Source organism: Rhodovibrio sodomensis (assembly GCF_016583645.1).
Lineage (GTDB): Bacteria > Pseudomonadota > Alphaproteobacteria > Kiloniellales > Rhodovibrionaceae > Rhodovibrio > Rhodovibrio sodomensis.
On sequence record NZ_NRRL01000004.1, the window covers coordinates 122,460 to 137,509 of the forward strand.

The window sequence follows — 15,050 nt, forward strand, 5'->3', positions numbered from 1 at the left end:
TCCGGCATTGCGCTCCAGGGCAAGGCCCCGCTTGCACCGCCGTGGGCGTTCGCGACCCGTTGCGCCCCGTCGGCGCTATCGATAGGCCGCCGACACGTCGGTCGCCGGCGCGCATGGGCCACCTCACCCGTGCGCGGCCGCCGCGACGTACCCATGGAACCGCTCGGCGTCGACGTTGCCGCCGGACAGCACCAGGGCGACCGTGCGGCCGCGCAGGTCGAGCTTGCCGGACAGCAGCGCGGCCAGCGTGACCGCCCCGCCGGGCTCCACCACCAGCTTGAGCCAGGTGTAGGCGAACGCCATCGCCGTGCGCACTTCGTCGTCGCTGACCGCAAGTCCTTGCACGCCGTGGCGCCGCAGGATCGGGAAGGTCAGCTCGCCCGGCCTCGGCGACAGCAGCGCGTCGCAGATCGAGCGCGCGCCCGCCGCATTGCCGACGCGCGTGCCGGCGGCGAGCGAGCGGGCAGTGTCGTCGAAGCCCTCGGGCTCGACCGTGTAGATCTGCGTGGCCGGCGACAGCTGCGCGAACGCGATCGCCGCGCCCGCGCTCAGGCCCCCGCCGCCGCAGCAGAACAGCGCGGCGTCCAGCCGTGCGCCGGCCCCGGCGGCCTGCTGCGCGATCTCCAGCCCGCAGGTGCCCTGGCCGGACGTGACCTCGCGGTCGTCGTAGGGGTGGACCAGCGTGGCGCCGGTTTCCGCCACGATCGCGTCGGCGAGCGCGGTCCGGTCCTCGGTGTGCCGGTCGTAGAGGCGCACCTCGGCGCCGTAGCCGCGCGTGTTGGCGCGTTTCATCTCCGGGGCGTCGTGCGGCATCACGATCGTCGCCGGCACGCCCAGGAGTTGCGCCGCCGCGGCTACCCCCTGGGCATGGTTGCCGCTGGAGAAAGCGACCACGCCGCGCTGACGCTGCGCGGGGTCGAGGGCGCTCAGCTTGGCGTAGGCGCCGCGGAACTTGAACGAACCGGTGCGCTGCAGCGTCTCCGGCTTGACCAGGACCCGGGCGCCGGTCCGCCGGTCCAGTTCCGGAAACCCGAGCAGCGGCGTCTTGACCGCGACACCGTCCAGCCGCCGGGCGGCGGCTTCGACGTCGGCGAAGGTCGGGGGGTCGCACGGCGCGGGCATGATCGCTCCTCGAAGCGGGGGAGGGGGAATGTGCAGGGTAGCGGCCCAACCCCCCGTGTCCATCGGTGGGCAAGGCTTCTCGGACGGCCCCAGGTAACCTAGATCTTACAGGGAGAGACCTTACGGAGACGACTGCGATGAAACCACGGTTCCGGAGTGCCGGTGTCGCGGCGATAGCCCTGCTGCTCGCCGGCTGCGCCAGCGGGCCCGCCCCGGTGAAGCCCACGGCTGGCGACCTGGAGCGTTTGCGCGCGGCCGAGCAGGAGGCGCTTGAGGACGCGCGCACCGGCCAGTCGGTCAACTGGCACAATCCCAAGACCGGCCATAGCGGCAGCGTCACCGTTCTGGAAACCGACAGTGCAGCGGAGACCGGTACCGGCCAGCCCTGCCGGCGCATCCAGCGGGTCTTCTCGGCGGGCGAAACCACGCGCAGCGGCACGGCCTACGCCTGCCGAACCGAAGGCGGCGACTGGACGATCGAGCGGGAGCAGCGCCTGCTCACCCGGGACCAGCGGATCCGCGACCAGCGCCGGGCGCTGCCCTATTGGCACCACCCGCATTACCACCCGTTCGGCTATCCTTACCGCCACCCGCATGGCGGCGGCCTGTCGCTCGGCTTCGGGGTGTCCGGCGGGATCTGACATCGCTTAGGGTGCGCGGGGCCCCAGCGCCCAAGATGCACGAAGCGGCCGCGGTCTTGCTCTGACTTCTTAATAAGCCTGCAAGTTCAGCCGAAAGGTGGCTTCACCTTTCAGCATCCTGCTCTAGCAGCCGAGCAAGTCGGCGACGTCGTCGAGGGTGGTCGCAGTCGCCTTGGGCGTGCCCGGGAGCTGTTCGGGGGTCGCGCCGAAGCGGTTCAGCCAGATCACCTGGAAGCCGAAATGAGCGGCCCCGCAGGCGTCCCAGGCGTTGGCGGAGACGAAGGCGATCCGCCCGGCCGAGACGCCCATGCGCTCGGCGCCCAGCTCGTAGACCCGCGGATCCGGCTTGTAGATGCCCACCGGCTCGACCGAGATCACGTCGTCCAGGCGCGCGCGCAGGTTGGCGCTGTCGGTGGCGGCGGTCAGCATGCGCGGCTCGCCGTTCGACAGGATCGCCGTGCCGATCCCCTTGGCGCGGATACGGTCGAGCGTGTCCGGCACCTCGGGATAGGCGTTCAGGGTCAGGTAAAGTTCCAGGAGCCGCTCGCGCAGTTCCCGGTCGTCGATGCCGTGGGCGGCGAGCGCGTGGTCCAGCGCGTCGGCGGTCACCTGGTGGAAGTCGGCGTGCGCGCGCATCAGGCTGCGCAGCCAAGTGTATTCCAGCTGTTTGCGCCGCCACAACTGCGATACCGGGTCGGCCTGGTCGCCCAGGGCGCCGGCTTCGTGCGCGACCGCGGAGTGGACGTCGAACAGCGTGCCGTAGGCGTCGAACAGGACGGCGGCGATGTCGGGGAAGTCGGAGGACGTCATTTTGAGAGGCGACCCTTCGCAACCGGGCGTGGGAAAGATGAACGCGGCACTGGCAGGCGGCCGGCGGGTGCGATCGCGCCCCGGCCCGGTCCATCCAGGACAGTAGCGCCCCAACGAAGCGCGTTCGATCGGCGGATGACAAGCCCCGATCGCGGCTTCGCGCCAGATCGGCTGTCAGAATTCGGTGACGTCCAGGGCCGGGTCCGGCTCGCCGGCGGCAATCCGCAGGCGGGCGTCCAGCGCGATCGCCACCCGGGTCGGCGCCAGCCGGTGGCGATAGACGGTCAGCCCCTCGAACACCCGTTGAATGTAGTTCCGGGTCTCGGCAAACGGCAGCGTTTCGACCCAGTCGACCGGATCGATCTGCGGAGACCGCGGATCGCCGTAGCGCTTCAGCCAGTCGCCGACCCGCCCGGGCCCGGCGTTGTAGGCCGTCACAGCCAGCAGCAGCGAGCCGTCGTAGCGGCGCATCAGCCGGTCCATGTAGGCGCTGCCGAGCAGCAGGTTGAACGCCGGATCGTCGAGCGAATGGCGGTCGGGATCGAGCCCCAGGCTGCGCGCCGTGTGCCGCGCGGTCGCCGGCATCAGCTGCATCATGCCGCGCGCCCCGGCCCGCGACACGGCGGCGGGGTCGAACCCGCTTTCCTGCCGCACGATCGCGAGCACCAGCGCCCGCGTCTCGGCGTCCAGGCGGGCCCGCGCGGGCAGCTGGATCACCGGATAGAGGTGGTCGGGCAGGATGATGCCGTCGCGCCGGACCTGTCGAGCGGTGCGCACGGCCAGATCGGCCCGGCCGACATGGGCCGCCAGGTCGGCCGTCAGCCGGGCGCGCCCGCGCGTGGTCGCCCGGTCGATCAGGGCGGCGAACAATGGGTCGATCCGCCCGGCGTGGCCGTGGCGTGCCAGGCGCCTGACGGCGCGCACCAACTCGTCGGCGGCGAACGCGCGGGCGGCCAGATTGGATGGCTGCGGCGCCCGCGGCAGGGCGAGGAAGAAATCGGCCGACAGCCGCTCGGCCGCCAGCTGGCCGTAGTAGGTGGTCAGGTTGCGTGCGGCCGTCTCGTACCACAGGCGGGCGTCGTCGCGCGCGCCGGCGGCTTCCGCCGCGCGCCCGGACCAGTAGGCCGCGCGCGCCCGGCTGACCGGTGTGGTCACGCCCGCGTGGAGGCGGGTGAAGTGGGGTAGGGCGGTCTCGGGCTCGCGCAGCCAGCGCAGGGCGATCCAGCCGGCCAGCCATTCGCCTTCCGCGAAGCCGAGCCCCCGGTCCAGGCCGTGGTGCGCGGCGATCCGATAGGCGACCGAAATGTCGCCCTGGTCGAGCGCCCGGCGCGCGGCCCAGTGGCGCATGTGCCACCACCGCGCCGCGTTCGGCACATCGGCGATCGGGGGGTCAAGCAGCGCCACCACATCCGCGTGCCGGTCCTTGCGCTGGCGCCAGCGGGCCCGTTCGAAGATCAGGCCGGGGTGGTCGCGCAGCTCCTCCGGCACGGCCGCGATCGCGGCGTCGACGCCGCTCTCCATCCGGGCAAGGCGCAGGCGCGCTTGGGCCAGCGCCCGGTGCGCGGGATCGACGCGCTGGGCCTGCCGCGCGGCGGCCGCATGGCGGCCGGCCCACAGCAGCCGGTCCAGGCGCGCACGCTGCAGTTCGGCCGAGAACAGGTTGGCGTAGCGGTCGGCGAAGCGCCGTTCGTCGGCGGCCGTGAGATGCCGGGTCAGCCAGGTCTCCCGCAGCACCGCATAGGCGCGCGCGTCCGCGCCGGCGGCGAGCAGCGCGTCGGCGTGGCGTTCCGCGCCATAGGCGCTGACCGGCGGCTGCTCGGCGAAATAAAGCCGTACGGCGGCGTCCGACAGGCCGGCCGGCATCAGCCCTTCCGCGCGGTGGCGCAGCGTGTCCTGGCGCGGCCAATTGGGATTGTCGCGCAGAAACGCGGTGTAGTCCGCGTAGTGGCCGCCGGTGCGCCGGCCGGTCAGGCGGAACCAGGTCAGGGTCTTGGCCAGCAGCGGATCGTCCAGACGGGCGGTCAGGACGCGGGCGGCGCCGTAATCGCCCGCGTCGATCGCGCCGAAGGTCTGGGCCAACAGCGCGCGCACCGGTGGCTCGGCCGGCCGCGGCGGCTCCCCGGCTGCACCGGGGCCGGCCGCGGTCAGCAGCGCCGCGACCACGGCCGCAGGCGCCGCGCGGAAACGCCGGGTCCGCCGGCGCCAAAGCGCCGCGGTCGCGTCCCGCCAGCTGACGTCGGTGCCGATACCGAACACGCGCTTGCTCTCCTCGAGGGTCGCGCCCCGGACGCGCGACGACCGGCGGCAGCCTAGGCTGCACGGATTAAGAAGCCTTGAAGATAACGGCTTCCCGGTCTGGGCGTAAGACCTGTTGCGGCTGCGATGGGGCGCGCCGGCCGGGCATGGCGACGCCTTGCCGCCGTTTCGGCGAAGGTCTATGGTCCGCGCCACTCGATCGGCCGGAACCGCGGCGCGTCGCCGTTGCGACCCCGGCCGCGCCCGACCACCTGAGCAGCCGGGCCCGTTCGTGGACGACGAACCGGCCGGTTCGACAACGACCAGCGAGACGGAGACGACAGCGATGGCCGCGCCGATGTTCCAGGGGTCCTACTGCGCGCTGATCACGCCGTTCACCGAAAACGGGGTCGACGAGACGGCGTATGCCGAGTTCATCGATTGGCAGATCGCGCAAGGCACCGACGGCGTGATCGCGTGCGGCACGACCGGCGAGTCGCCGACCGTCAGCCACGAGGAGAACAAGCGGGTCAACGAGCTCGCGGTGAAGACGGCGAACGGGCGCGTGCCGGTGCTCGCGGGAACCGGGTCGAACAACACGATCGAGGCGATCGACATGACCAAGCACGCCGCGTCGATCGGCGCGGACGCGGCGCTGGTGGTCACGCCGTACTACAACAAGCCCAGCCAGGAGGGGATGTACCAGCACTTCAAGGCGGTGCACGACGCTACCGACATCCCGATCATGATCTACAACATCCCCGGGCGCTGCATCGTCGACATGGACCCGCAGACGATGGGCCGGCTGGCCGAGCTGCCGCGGATCGTCGGCGTCAAGGACAGCACCAACGACATCAAGCGGCCGTTCAGGACGCGCGAGGCGTGCGGCGAGGAGTTCGTGCAGATGTCCGGCGAGGACCCGACCGTGATGCCGTTCCTGTCGATGGGCGGCCACGGCTGCATCTCGGTTACCTGCAACATCGCCCCCGGCCTGCTGGCGGAGATGCACGACGCCTGGGCGGCCGGCAACGTGGCGCGCGCGCAGGAGCTGAACGATCTGCTGATGCCGCTGCACGCGGCGATGTTCTGCGAGCCGAGTCCGGCGCCGGCGAAATACGGGGCAAGCCTGCTCGGCCTCGCGAGCGAGCGGGTGCGCCTGCCGATCGTGCCGCTTGGCGACGGCGCCAAGCACCAGGTGCGCGAAGCGATGTCGACCGTCGGCCTGCTGGCATAAGCCGCCGTCCCGCGCCGAAAGCCCAAGTTAAAGACCGATGGCGACCGCCAAGGAGAAGCAGCGCCAGCGCCGCGGCAAGAACCCGTTCACCGAGACGGGCACGGTCGCGCGCAACAAGCGGGCGCGCCACGACTTTCAGATCGAGGAGACGGTCGAGGCCGGCCTGCAGCTGTACGGCAGCGAGGTGAAGTCGCTGCGCCTGGGGCGTGCGTCGATCGGGCAGGCCTACGCCGGCGAGAGCAAGGGCGAGGTCTGGCTGTGGAACGCCCACATCGACGAATACCCGCCGGCGATGTTCAACCACGACCCCAAGCGCCCGCGCAAGCTGCTGGTGCACAAGCGCGAGCGCGACAAGCTGCTGGGCGCGTTGAACCAGAAGGGCTACACGCTGGTCCCGATGGACATCCACTTCAACTCCCGCGGGCTCGCCAAGCTCACCCTCGGCCTCGCCAAGGGCAAGTCCAAGGTCGACAAGCGCGAGGACGAGAAGAAGAAGGCCTGGGAACGCGAAAAGGCCAAGGTGCTGCGCGAATACAAGAAGATGTAGGCGCGCGTGTCGGATTCAGTTCTGCGACGGCCATTTCGATGTTCAGTTGGCAGACCGTCTCGGCGGGTCCCTCTCCCTTGAGGGGAGAGGATAGGTGAGGGTGGGACTCCTCGCCGTACGCCGGGGAGTCCCACCCTCACCGTCCCACCGGCTAAAGCCGGCGTGCCCCTCCCTCTCCCCTCAAGGGCGAGCGGACACACGATACCTTACCGCTTGCGGCACAGCGTCAGGCCGTCGCCGATCGGGACCAGGGAAAGGCTGATCCGGCCGTCGTCGCGCAGCTTGGCGTTGAAGGCGCGGATCGCCTGCGTGTCGGTATCGGCCGCGTCGGCGTCGACGACCTGTCCGTTCCACAGCGTGTTGTCGACACAGATCAGGCCGCCCGGGCGCAGCAGCGACAGGCAGCGTTCGTAGTAGCCGTCGTAATTTTTCTTGTCCGCGTCGATGAACGCCATGTCGCAGCACTCCCGCCCGCCTTCGGCGATCAGGCCGTCCAGGGTCTGCAGGGCCGGCTGCAGGCGCAGGTCGATGCGCGCGGTCAGCCCCAATTCGTCCCAGACCCGTCGGGCGATCCGGGTGTAGTCGTCGCTGATGTCGCAGGCGATCAGCCGACCGCCCTCAGGCAGCGCCATCGCCATCCAGGCCGCCGAATAGCCGGTGAAGGTACCGATCTCGACGATTGTCCGCGCACCGGTCAGTTCCGCCAGCAGGTAGAGGAACTGGCCCTGCTCCGGCGCTACCTGCATGTCGGGGTTGTCCATCCGGCCGGTTTCCTGGCGCAGGCGGCCAAGCGCGGACGGCTCGCGCAGCGCGTTGTCCAGGAGGTAGGCGTGCAGGTCTTCGCTCAGCCCGAGGGTACGGCGGCTCATGGTGCGGTCCTGTGGCGGCGTCGGTTCGGCGGTGGCGCGTGCCGGATCGTGGCGCCATGTCGCACGCGGGGCAAGACGGCGCGCGCCGACGCGGCACGGCCGCGCGCCCGCAGCGCGTGCTTGCCGCGCCAGTCCGGCATCGTGTATGTCCGGGACGGGACCGGCAGGCCCGTACAGGCGTGTGCCGCCGGCACCCGCGCGGCGTGTCCCGGGGCGTAGCTCAGCCTGGCAGAGCGCCTGCTTTGGGAGCAGGAGGCCGTTGGTTCGAATCCAGCCGCCCCGACCACCGGATCGCCGGCAGGCCGGGCGCCCGACTTGCCGCGTGGCGACGGGCTCAACCGCACGGGCGCAACACGAGGACGGCGACGAAGATGCAAGCGCGGATCTATCAATTGCCCAAGACGGCGATGCAGTCCGGCAAGGCCAACACCGAACGCTGGGTGCTGGAGTTCGAGCCGGAGCACAAGCGCGAGGTCGAGCCGCTGATGGGCTGGACCGCCTCCAGCGAGACCCAGACGCAGGTCCGCATGTGGTTCGCGTCCAAGGAGGAGGCGATCGCGTTCTGCGAACGCGAGGGCTACATGTACTCGGTCGAGGAGCCGCGCCGACGCGAGATCAAGCCCAAGGCCTACGCCGACAACTTCAAATACGGCCGGCTGGGTGTCTGGACGCACTAGAGCGAAATCGATGGAAGCCGAAACGGCTTTGATCGTAAGTTTTGCTCCAACTTTTTTGCAGAAAGGGCAAGAGGCAGCTGAAAGGTGGTCCTAGCTTTCCGCATCTTGCCCGCGTGACGGCGCATCTGCGGTCTTCGTCCAGCGCGTCGCGCCCGTAGCTCAATGGATAGAGCACGCGCCTTCTAAGCGCGTGGTTGCAGGTTCGAGTCCTGCCGGGCGCACCATCCCTTTGTCGCGTCGCCGCGGAATGCCGTCATTCCTGTGAGCGCGTGTCGGCCGGGTCCGAACCGCGCCCGCGGCCGACGTTGTAGCGGTCGATCGCGACCGTCTTGATCAGGGCGTAGACCGGCGTGCCTTCGCCCAAGCCCAGCCGGCGTAGGGAGCGCTTGGTGATCCGGGCCCACAGTGCGTGCCCGCCGACCTGCACCCGAAGGTCGACCAGCGCGCCGGTGTCCGTCCCGACTTCGGCAACAGTGCCCGACAACACGTTGAGAATGCTGCTGTCCCGCGGCGGCGACAGGGCGATGGCGACGTCGCGGGCGCGCACGCGCACGCGCAGCCGCGTGCCTGCGCTTAAGTCCAGCTGGCGGACCAACAGCTCACCGCCGTCGAACGCGAGCCGGCTCAGCTGATCGGCCGGCTCGTGCTGGGCGACCGTCACGGGCAGCGTGGCGCCCGCGTCGTACCGGCCGGTCAGCGGGCGCAGTTCCAGGCGTCCCGTGACCTCCTCCACCGGTCCGGTCGCGGCGACCTTGCCCGCGTCGATCAGCACCATGGTGTCGGCCAGCCGGACGATCTCCTCCATGGCGTGCGTGACGTAGACGACCGGCAGGTCCAGTTCGTCGCGCAGCCGCTCGATGAACGGCAGCACCTCCTGCTTGCGCGGCTGGTCGAGCGCGGCGAGCGGCTCGTCCATCAGCAGCAGCCGCGGCTTCGCCAGCAGGGCGCGGCCCAACGCCACGCGCTGCTTTTCACCGCCGGACAGGTCGCGCGGCCGGCGCGCCAACAGGTCGCCCAGGCCCAGGAGCTCGACCACCTGGGCCAGCGATACGCCGGTCGCGTCCCTGGGCGCGCGCTTGGCGCCGTACAGCAGGTTGCCGCGCACCGAGTAGTGTGGGAACAACCGACCTTCCTGGAACACGTAGCCCAGTCGGCGGCGTTCCGGCGGCAGGTTGATTGCGCGCGCGCTGTCGAACAGCACGTCGTCGCCGACCGCGATCCGCCCGCTGTCGGGCCGGACCAGCCCGGCGAGCGCGTTGACGAGACTGGTCTTGCCCGCACCGGAACGCCCGAACAACGCGACGATGCCCTTCGCCGGGCATTGGAACTGCGCGTTGAGGTTGAACGATCCCAGGGACTTGGCGACGGAGACTTCGAGCATCGAGTCAGCCCGCGATCCGCGCCTTGACGCGGCGCGCCAGCAGTTCCGAGCCGGCCAGCGCGAGCAGGGCAAGCACGACCGAGATCGCCGCGATGCGCAGGGCGCCCGCTTCGCCGTCGGCCTGCTGGACCAGGCTGTAAAGCGCGAGCGGCAGGGTGCGCGTCTCGCCCGGGATGTTGGAGACGAAGGTGATGGTCGCGCCGAACTCCCCGAGGCTGCGCGCGAAGCCCAGGATCGCTGCGGCGAGCAGGCCGGGTGCCGTGAGCGGCAGGGTGACCGTCAGGAACACCTCCAGCCGCCCCGCGCCCAGCGTGCGCGCGGCGGATTCAAGCCGGGTATCGACGGCTTCCAGGGATAGTCGGATGGCCCGCACCATCAGCGGGAACGCCATCACCGCCGCGGCCAGTGCCGCGCCCTGCCAGGTGAACGCCAGGGTGATGCCGAAGGTGGCGTTCAGCCAGCCGCCGACCGGGCCCTGGCGGCCAAAGGTGAGCAGCAGCAGATAACCGACCACGACCGGCGGCAGGACCAGCGGCAGGTGGACGATGCCGTTCACCAGTGTCTTGCCCGGAAACTCGCGCCGGGCCAGCAGCCAGGCGACGGCGAGCGCCGCCGGCAGGCCGGTCGCGACCGCCCAGAGCGCCACCCGCAGGCTTAGCGCCAATGCTTCCTGTTCCAGGTCGGTCAACTGAAGCATGCGGGCGCCCTAGCTCGCGCCCGCCGGCTGGGCGAGCGCAAACCCGTGGTCGCGGAAGATCGCCTGCGCCCGGTCGGAGCGGAAGAAGGCGTAGAGCGCGCGGGCGCCCGGTCCGTCGGCGCCGGCCACGCGCGCCAGCGGGTAATCGATCGGATCGTGGCTGTTCGCGGGCAGGGTGGTCACCGTCTGGACGTCGTCGCTGATCCGTGCGTCGGTCGCATAGACGATCCCGGCGGCCGCCTCCCGCCGGGCGACCAGGGCGAGGGCGGCGCGCACGTTGGCGGCGTAGGCTAACCGGTCGCGCAGCCGACCCCACAGACCGAGCGACTGCAGCGCCTGCTTGGCGTAGATGCCGGCCGGCACGTGCGCCGGATCGCCGATCGCGAGCCGCCGGTCGCCGAGCGCTTCGGGCAGGGCTGGGAGCTTGGCGGACACCTTCGCCGCCGTGGGCGCCACCAGGACCAGCCGGTTGCTCAGCAGGTCGATGCGGCTGTCGGGATCGATCGCCCCGCGCCTTTCCAGGTAGTCCATCCAGCCGGCGTTGGCTGACAGGTAGAGGTGTGCCGGCGCGCCGCGGGCGATCTGCTTGGCGAGGGTGGAGGACGCGGCGAAGGACGCGCGCACGGGGATCCCGGGATGCGTTTCACGGAACGCCGAGAGGACCGCCTGCACCGCGTCCGTCGTGCTGGCGGCGGCGAAAACGGTAACCTGGCCGCTGGCCTGGACCGGTCCGGCCAGCAGCAGGAGCATCGCGAGTAGCACGCCGCGCAGCCATCCGTGCGTCATCCGGACCTCCCCCGAAGCAGGTGCAGGCGCTATATTTGCCCATATATAGCGCCCCCGTCAAAGCTCCTGCGCGTCGGCCGGGCGGGCCGGACACACGAAAGCCCGGGCGGCCGGTCGTGGCCGACCCGGGCGTTATCAGGGTAGATCAGAAACTTAGGCTGATCGGTCGAGGCGCTGCGCGAAGCCGCGACCCAGAGCAAACCCGATCGAAGCCGAACCGGCCTTCATCGCGAATTCTGCGCCGCCTTTCAGCATCTTGCCCTAACTTTCTGAAAAGAGGGCAAGATTCAGCTGAAAGCTGATTCCAGCTTCCAGCATCTTGCCCTAGCGGCCCAGAACCTCGTTCATGCGGTCCGGGTAGTCAGTGAAGATCCCGGTCACGCCCCAATCGACCAGCCGGCGCATCGTCGCCTTCTGGTTGATCGTGTAGACGTGGACGCCGAGCCCGGCCGCGCGGGCGGTCTGGACAAAATCGGCGTCGATCACCTGCCGGTCCTTGTAGGTCAGGTTGGTGCCGATCCCGATGGCGTAGTCGTCGAGCCGCTCGAAGTCCGCCTGGCTCAGCTCGGCCGGACCCGGGGTGACCTCGGTCCACTCCTTCAACGCGGCGCCTTCCTGGTAATCCCGCGGGTGGTACCAGACCAGCTGGACCAGCGGGATCTCCGGGTTCAGCTCGTGCGCCTTCTGCAGCGCGGGCTGGCTGAACGACTGGATGACGATGGCGTCGTTCGCGACTAGGTCGTGGCGCTCCGCCCAGGCGACCAGCTTCTCGGTCAGGCCCGGGTTGGCGTCCGGCGACTTAATCTCGATGTAGTAGTTCTCCTCGGTGCCGTAGCGCGCGACCAGCTGGTCCAGGGTCGGCACCTGCACGCCCGCGAACGAAGGGTCGGCCTGATCCGGGTTCTGCGCGTTGAACCAGCTGCCGGCGTCGAGCTCCTGCAGCTCGGCCAGCGTGAAGTCGCTCAGCTTGCCGCTCCCATCCGTGGTGCGGTCGACCTTGGTGTCGTGGAAGGCGACCAGCCTGCCGTCCGCGGTCAGCTGGGCGTCGAGCTCCAGGTAATCGGCGTTCAGCGCGCGCGCCTTGTCGAACGCGGGCAGCGTCTCCTCCGGCGCGTGGCCGCTGGCGCCGCGGTGGGCGATGTTCAGGACGGTGCCGTCCGGCGCCAGCGTATCCGCCTGAGTGCTGGGCGCCAGCGCGGTCGCGGCGCCCGCCAGGGCGAGGCCGGCAAGGCGTCCGTGGATGGCTCTCATGATGTCCGCTCCTCTGGGTCCATCGGGTCTGCAAGCCCGACCGGGATAGACCCTTGCGCCGCGCCGACCAAGACTTGCGTTCGGGCCGTGTCGTGTCTCGAGACAGGCCGAAACGATCCTGAACGACACGTCTTGATAGAGGCGACTAGCGCGTGTCGTCCAGGCTGTCGTCGGCCAGCAGGGCCTGGAAAGCGTCCAGATCGGCGCCGACGGCCGTGCGCGCCTTGTGCTCCATCGCGCGGTAGCGGGCGAGCACGTCGTGCCCCAGGTCGGTGACCTGCGCGCCGCCGCCGCCCTTGCCGCCGGCGTTGGTCTCCACCAGCGGGGCGCGAAAACACTTGTTCATCGTGTCGATCAGCAGCCAGGCGCGGCGGTAGGACATGCCCATCGACCGGGCGGCGCCGGAGATCGAGCCGGTGCGCGCGACCGCGTCCAGCAGGTCGGCCTTGCCCGGGCCGATCGCGGTGGCCTCGCCGAGCAGGACCCGCAGGCGCGCGCTCGCCGTCATGCCGGCCGCTCAGCCCGCCGCCCGGGTCAGGCGGTCGAACCCGGCGGCGAGGTCGGCGATCAGGTCGTCCGGGTCTTCCAGGCCGGCGTGCAGGCGCACCACCGGGCCCGGCGCGTCCCAGGCGGTCGCGGTGCGGTACGGGTCGCTCGGGATCGCCAGGCTCTCGAAGCCGCCCCAGCTGGCGCCCAGGCCGAACAGATCGAAGTGGTCCAGCATCGCCGCGACCGCGTCCTGCGAATAGGGCTGCGCCAGCACGAACGAGAACAGCCCGCTCGCGCCGTCGAAGTCGCGCCGCCACAGGTGATGCTGGGGGTGCTCGGGCAGGGCGGGGTAGCGCACCTCGGCTACCTCCGGGCGCTCCTGCAGCCAGGTCGCCAGTGTCATCGCGGTCGCCTGATGGCGTTCCAGGCGGACACCCATGGTGCGCAGACCGCGCAGGCCGAGGTAGACGTCGTCCGGCCCGGCGAAGCCGCCGATGGTGTAGACCGTTTCGCGCAGCCGGTGCGCCCAGGCGTGGTTCGCGGTGACCGCGCCGAGCATCGCGTCCGCGTGCCCGACCACGTACTTGGTCGCCGCCTGGACCGACAGGTCGACGCCGTGCTCGATCGGGCGGAAGAACAGCGGCGTCGCCCAGGTGTTGTCCATGATCGTGGCCACGCCGCGCGCCTTCGCGGTCTCCGCCAGCGCGGGCACGTCCTGAATCTCGAAGCTGGAGGAGCCGGGCGATTCCAGGACGACGGCGCTGGTGGTGTCGCGGATCAGGGCGTCCAGCGCCGGGCCGTCGACCAGCGGGTCGTAGTAGTCAACCTCGACCCCCAGGCGGGCCAGCATCTGGCTGGCAAACTTGCGGGTGGGGGCGTAGACGCTGTCGGCCAGCAGCACGTGGTCGCCGGCCTTGACCACCGTCAGCAGCGCGATCGAGATCGCCTGCAGGCCGTTGCCCAGGGCCACCGTATCCGCCCCGCCTTCCAGTTCGGTCAGCGCGTCCTCCAGCATCTGATGGGTCGGCGTGCCGAACCGGCCGTAGACCGTCTCGCCCTTTTCGAACCGGCGCCGGCCGCTGGCCTTGAAGGTCGCGGTATCCGGCGCGATCACGGTGGAGGCGTGGTAGACCGGCGGGTTCACAGCCCCGTCGAAACGGGCCGGGTCGCGGCCCAGGTGGCCCAGACGGGTGTCGCGCTTGAACCGCTTCTCGCTCATGTATCTGTCCGATTGACGCTGTGGCTGGTAGAGGCCGTCGCAGGCTGGAACCCAAATGGTCCCGTGCGGCGATCCTTTCACGCAGCCGCCCGCCGGCCAAGGCCGTAGGTAGGCGGGTCGGCCGCCACCAAGATCGAACGCGCCCGGCAGCGGCGACCAAACCACCGGCGCCCCGGCCGTGAACGCGAACGCAGTAATTTTTTCTCAACCGTCCGCGTCATTGTTGCCTTTGTCTCCCCGATCCGACACTGTTTCACGGCCGGTTTGGGGATGAGTCCGACCCGTGAGGGCCACGGCGTGCGCTCCGTATCCTGGGCGTGCGCAGTGCTGACGGGCCTGGGTCCGACGCAGCCGGCCCAACCAACAAGACCAAACACAAGAGCGAACAGGGAAAACCGAATATGAGCAATTTCAAGCTGTTGGCGGCGGCTGCCGTCACGGCCGCGGGGATCGCGGGCGCCGGGTTCGCGCCCACCGCCAACGCCGGGCAAGTGATGGATTCGGTGATGGAGCGCGGCACGCTGCGCTGCGGCGTGAACACCGGTCTGGCCGGCTTCTCGATCCCCGACGACCAGGGCAACTGGACCGGTTTGGACGTCGAGTACTGCCGCGCCGTCGCGGCCGCCGTGCTGGGCGACCCGCAGGCGGTGCAGTTCGTGCCGCTGTCGGCGCAGCAGCGTTTCACGGCCCTGCAGGCGGGCGAGATCGACCTGTTGTCGCGCAACACCACCTGGACGCTGACCCGCGACGTCTCGCTCGGCATCCACTTCGCCGGCGTGACCTTCTACGACGGCCAGGGCTTCATGGTGCCGACCGACCTGGGCGTCTCCAGCGCGACCGAACTGTCGGGCGCCAGCGTGTGCGTGCAGTCCGGCACCACGACCGAGCTCAACCTGACCGACTACTTCCGCGCACGGGACATGGATTTCCAGCCGGTTGTGTTCGAGGGCTTCGAGGAGTCCCTGAGCGATGGGATGGACGCCCCCTCCGGCGGCATCGGTGTGCCAGAATGGGTGCACTGAAAAACGCCATTCAAGGAGGAGGCATCCATGGCGAAGGTTACCATGATCGGGCTGGACTTGGCGAAGAATA

At 70.3% G+C, this 15,050-nt stretch carries 15 protein-coding genes and 2 tRNA genes; 7 read left to right on the forward strand and 10 right to left on the reverse strand.

The genetic code is table 11. From position 1 onward, the window contains the following. Positions 1-123: 123 nt before the first annotated feature. Positions 124-1,122: a threonine ammonia-lyase gene (locus CKO28_RS03960; RefSeq protein ID WP_200339237.1), complete on the reverse strand. Its 999-nt coding sequence runs from the start codon at positions 1,120-1,122 to the stop codon at positions 124-126. A 137-nt stretch (positions 1,123-1,259) separates the two neighbouring features. Here CKO28_RS03960 and CKO28_RS03965 point away from each other — a divergent pair, with 137 nt between their 5' ends. Beyond that, the gene (locus CKO28_RS03965) at positions 1,260-1,763 is read left to right on the forward strand and encodes an RT0821/Lpp0805 family surface protein (RefSeq protein WP_200339238.1); all 504 of its coding nucleotides are present in this window, start codon (positions 1,260-1,262) and stop codon (positions 1,761-1,763) included. Positions 1,764-1,886: 123 nt separating this feature from the next. Here the strand turns inward: CKO28_RS03965 and CKO28_RS03970 are convergent, their stop codons facing one another. Together CKO28_RS03970 and CKO28_RS29070 are read right to left on the reverse strand one after the other, a co-directional pair. Then, complete coding sequence (locus CKO28_RS03970; RefSeq protein WP_200339239.1) at positions 1,887-2,573, reverse strand: haloacid dehalogenase type II; 687 nt, start codon at positions 2,571-2,573, stop codon at positions 1,887-1,889. A gap of 174 nt (positions 2,574-2,747) precedes the next feature. After that, positions 2,748-4,829 carry a transglycosylase SLT domain-containing protein gene (locus CKO28_RS29070; RefSeq protein ID WP_200339240.1) on the reverse strand — a complete coding sequence of 694 codons (2,082 nt, stop codon included), beginning with the start codon at positions 4,827-4,829 and terminating at the stop codon, positions 2,748-2,750. Between the two features lie 337 nt (positions 4,830-5,166). On the opposite strand from CKO28_RS29070, the gene dapA reads away from it, so the two are divergent. Beyond that, the gene (gene dapA / locus CKO28_RS03980) at positions 5,167-6,042 is read left to right on the forward strand and encodes a 4-hydroxy-tetrahydrodipicolinate synthase (protein ID WP_200339260.1); all 876 of its coding nucleotides are present in this window, start codon (positions 5,167-5,169) and stop codon (positions 6,040-6,042) included. Between the two features lie 37 nt (positions 6,043-6,079). Then, the gene (smpB, locus tag CKO28_RS03985; RefSeq protein ID WP_200339241.1) at positions 6,080-6,589 is read left to right on the forward strand and encodes an SsrA-binding protein SmpB; all 510 of its coding nucleotides are present in this window, start codon (positions 6,080-6,082) and stop codon (positions 6,587-6,589) included. Positions 6,590-6,795: 206 nt separating this feature from the next. On the opposite strand, the gene CKO28_RS03990 is transcribed toward smpB, so the two are convergent. Next, the gene (locus CKO28_RS03990) at positions 6,796-7,458 is read right to left on the reverse strand and encodes an O-methyltransferase (RefSeq protein WP_200339242.1); all 663 of its coding nucleotides are present in this window, start codon (positions 7,456-7,458) and stop codon (positions 6,796-6,798) included. Positions 7,459-7,667: 209 nt separating this feature from the next. Between CKO28_RS03990 and CKO28_RS03995 the strand changes: the two genes are divergently transcribed. From CKO28_RS03995 to CKO28_RS04005, 3 genes are all read left to right on the forward strand, one after another. Next, positions 7,668-7,744, forward strand: a tRNA-Pro gene (locus CKO28_RS03995). Positions 7,745-7,829: 85 nt separating this feature from the next. Beyond that, entirely contained in the window at positions 7,830-8,135 is a 306-nt protein-coding gene (locus CKO28_RS04000; protein WP_200339243.1) for an ETC complex I subunit, read from the forward strand. Between the two features lie 148 nt (positions 8,136-8,283). Continuing rightward, positions 8,284-8,359 (forward strand) — tRNA-Arg (locus CKO28_RS04005). A gap of 29 nt (positions 8,360-8,388) precedes the next feature. Here the strand turns inward: CKO28_RS04005 and modC are convergent. From modC to metC, 6 genes are all read right to left on the reverse strand, one after another. After that, the gene (gene modC / locus CKO28_RS04010) at positions 8,389-9,516 is read right to left on the reverse strand and encodes a molybdenum ABC transporter ATP-binding protein (protein ID WP_200339244.1); all 1,128 of its coding nucleotides are present in this window, start codon (positions 9,514-9,516) and stop codon (positions 8,389-8,391) included. Positions 9,517-9,520: 4 nt separating this feature from the next. After that, on the reverse strand, positions 9,521-10,213 hold the full coding sequence (gene modB, locus CKO28_RS04015) for a molybdate ABC transporter permease subunit (RefSeq protein WP_200339245.1): 693 nt from the start codon (positions 10,211-10,213) through the stop codon (positions 9,521-9,523). A 9-nt stretch (positions 10,214-10,222) separates the two neighbouring features. Then, positions 10,223-10,999, reverse strand: coding sequence for a molybdate ABC transporter substrate-binding protein (modA, locus tag CKO28_RS04020; protein WP_200339246.1), 777 nt, complete (start codon positions 10,997-10,999; stop codon positions 10,223-10,225). A gap of 324 nt (positions 11,000-11,323) precedes the next feature. Further along, the gene (locus CKO28_RS04025; RefSeq protein WP_200339247.1) at positions 11,324-12,250 is read right to left on the reverse strand and encodes a glycerophosphodiester phosphodiesterase; all 927 of its coding nucleotides are present in this window, start codon (positions 12,248-12,250) and stop codon (positions 11,324-11,326) included. Positions 12,251-12,395: 145 nt separating this feature from the next. Further along, positions 12,396-12,758 carry a winged helix-turn-helix domain-containing protein gene (locus CKO28_RS04030; RefSeq protein WP_200339248.1) on the reverse strand — a complete coding sequence of 121 codons (363 nt, stop codon included), beginning with the start codon at positions 12,756-12,758 and terminating at the stop codon, positions 12,396-12,398. 9 nt (positions 12,759-12,767) lie between these two features. After that, positions 12,768-13,958, reverse strand: a complete 1,191-nt coding sequence (gene metC, locus CKO28_RS04035) for a cystathionine beta-lyase (RefSeq protein ID WP_200339249.1) — start codon at positions 13,956-13,958, stop codon at positions 12,768-12,770. Between the two features lie 401 nt (positions 13,959-14,359). On the opposite strand from metC, the gene CKO28_RS04040 reads away from it, so the two are divergent. Then, the gene (locus CKO28_RS04040) at positions 14,360-14,980 is read left to right on the forward strand and encodes a transporter substrate-binding domain-containing protein (RefSeq protein WP_200339250.1); all 621 of its coding nucleotides are present in this window, start codon (positions 14,360-14,362) and stop codon (positions 14,978-14,980) included. Positions 14,981-15,050: the final 70 nt, after the last annotated feature.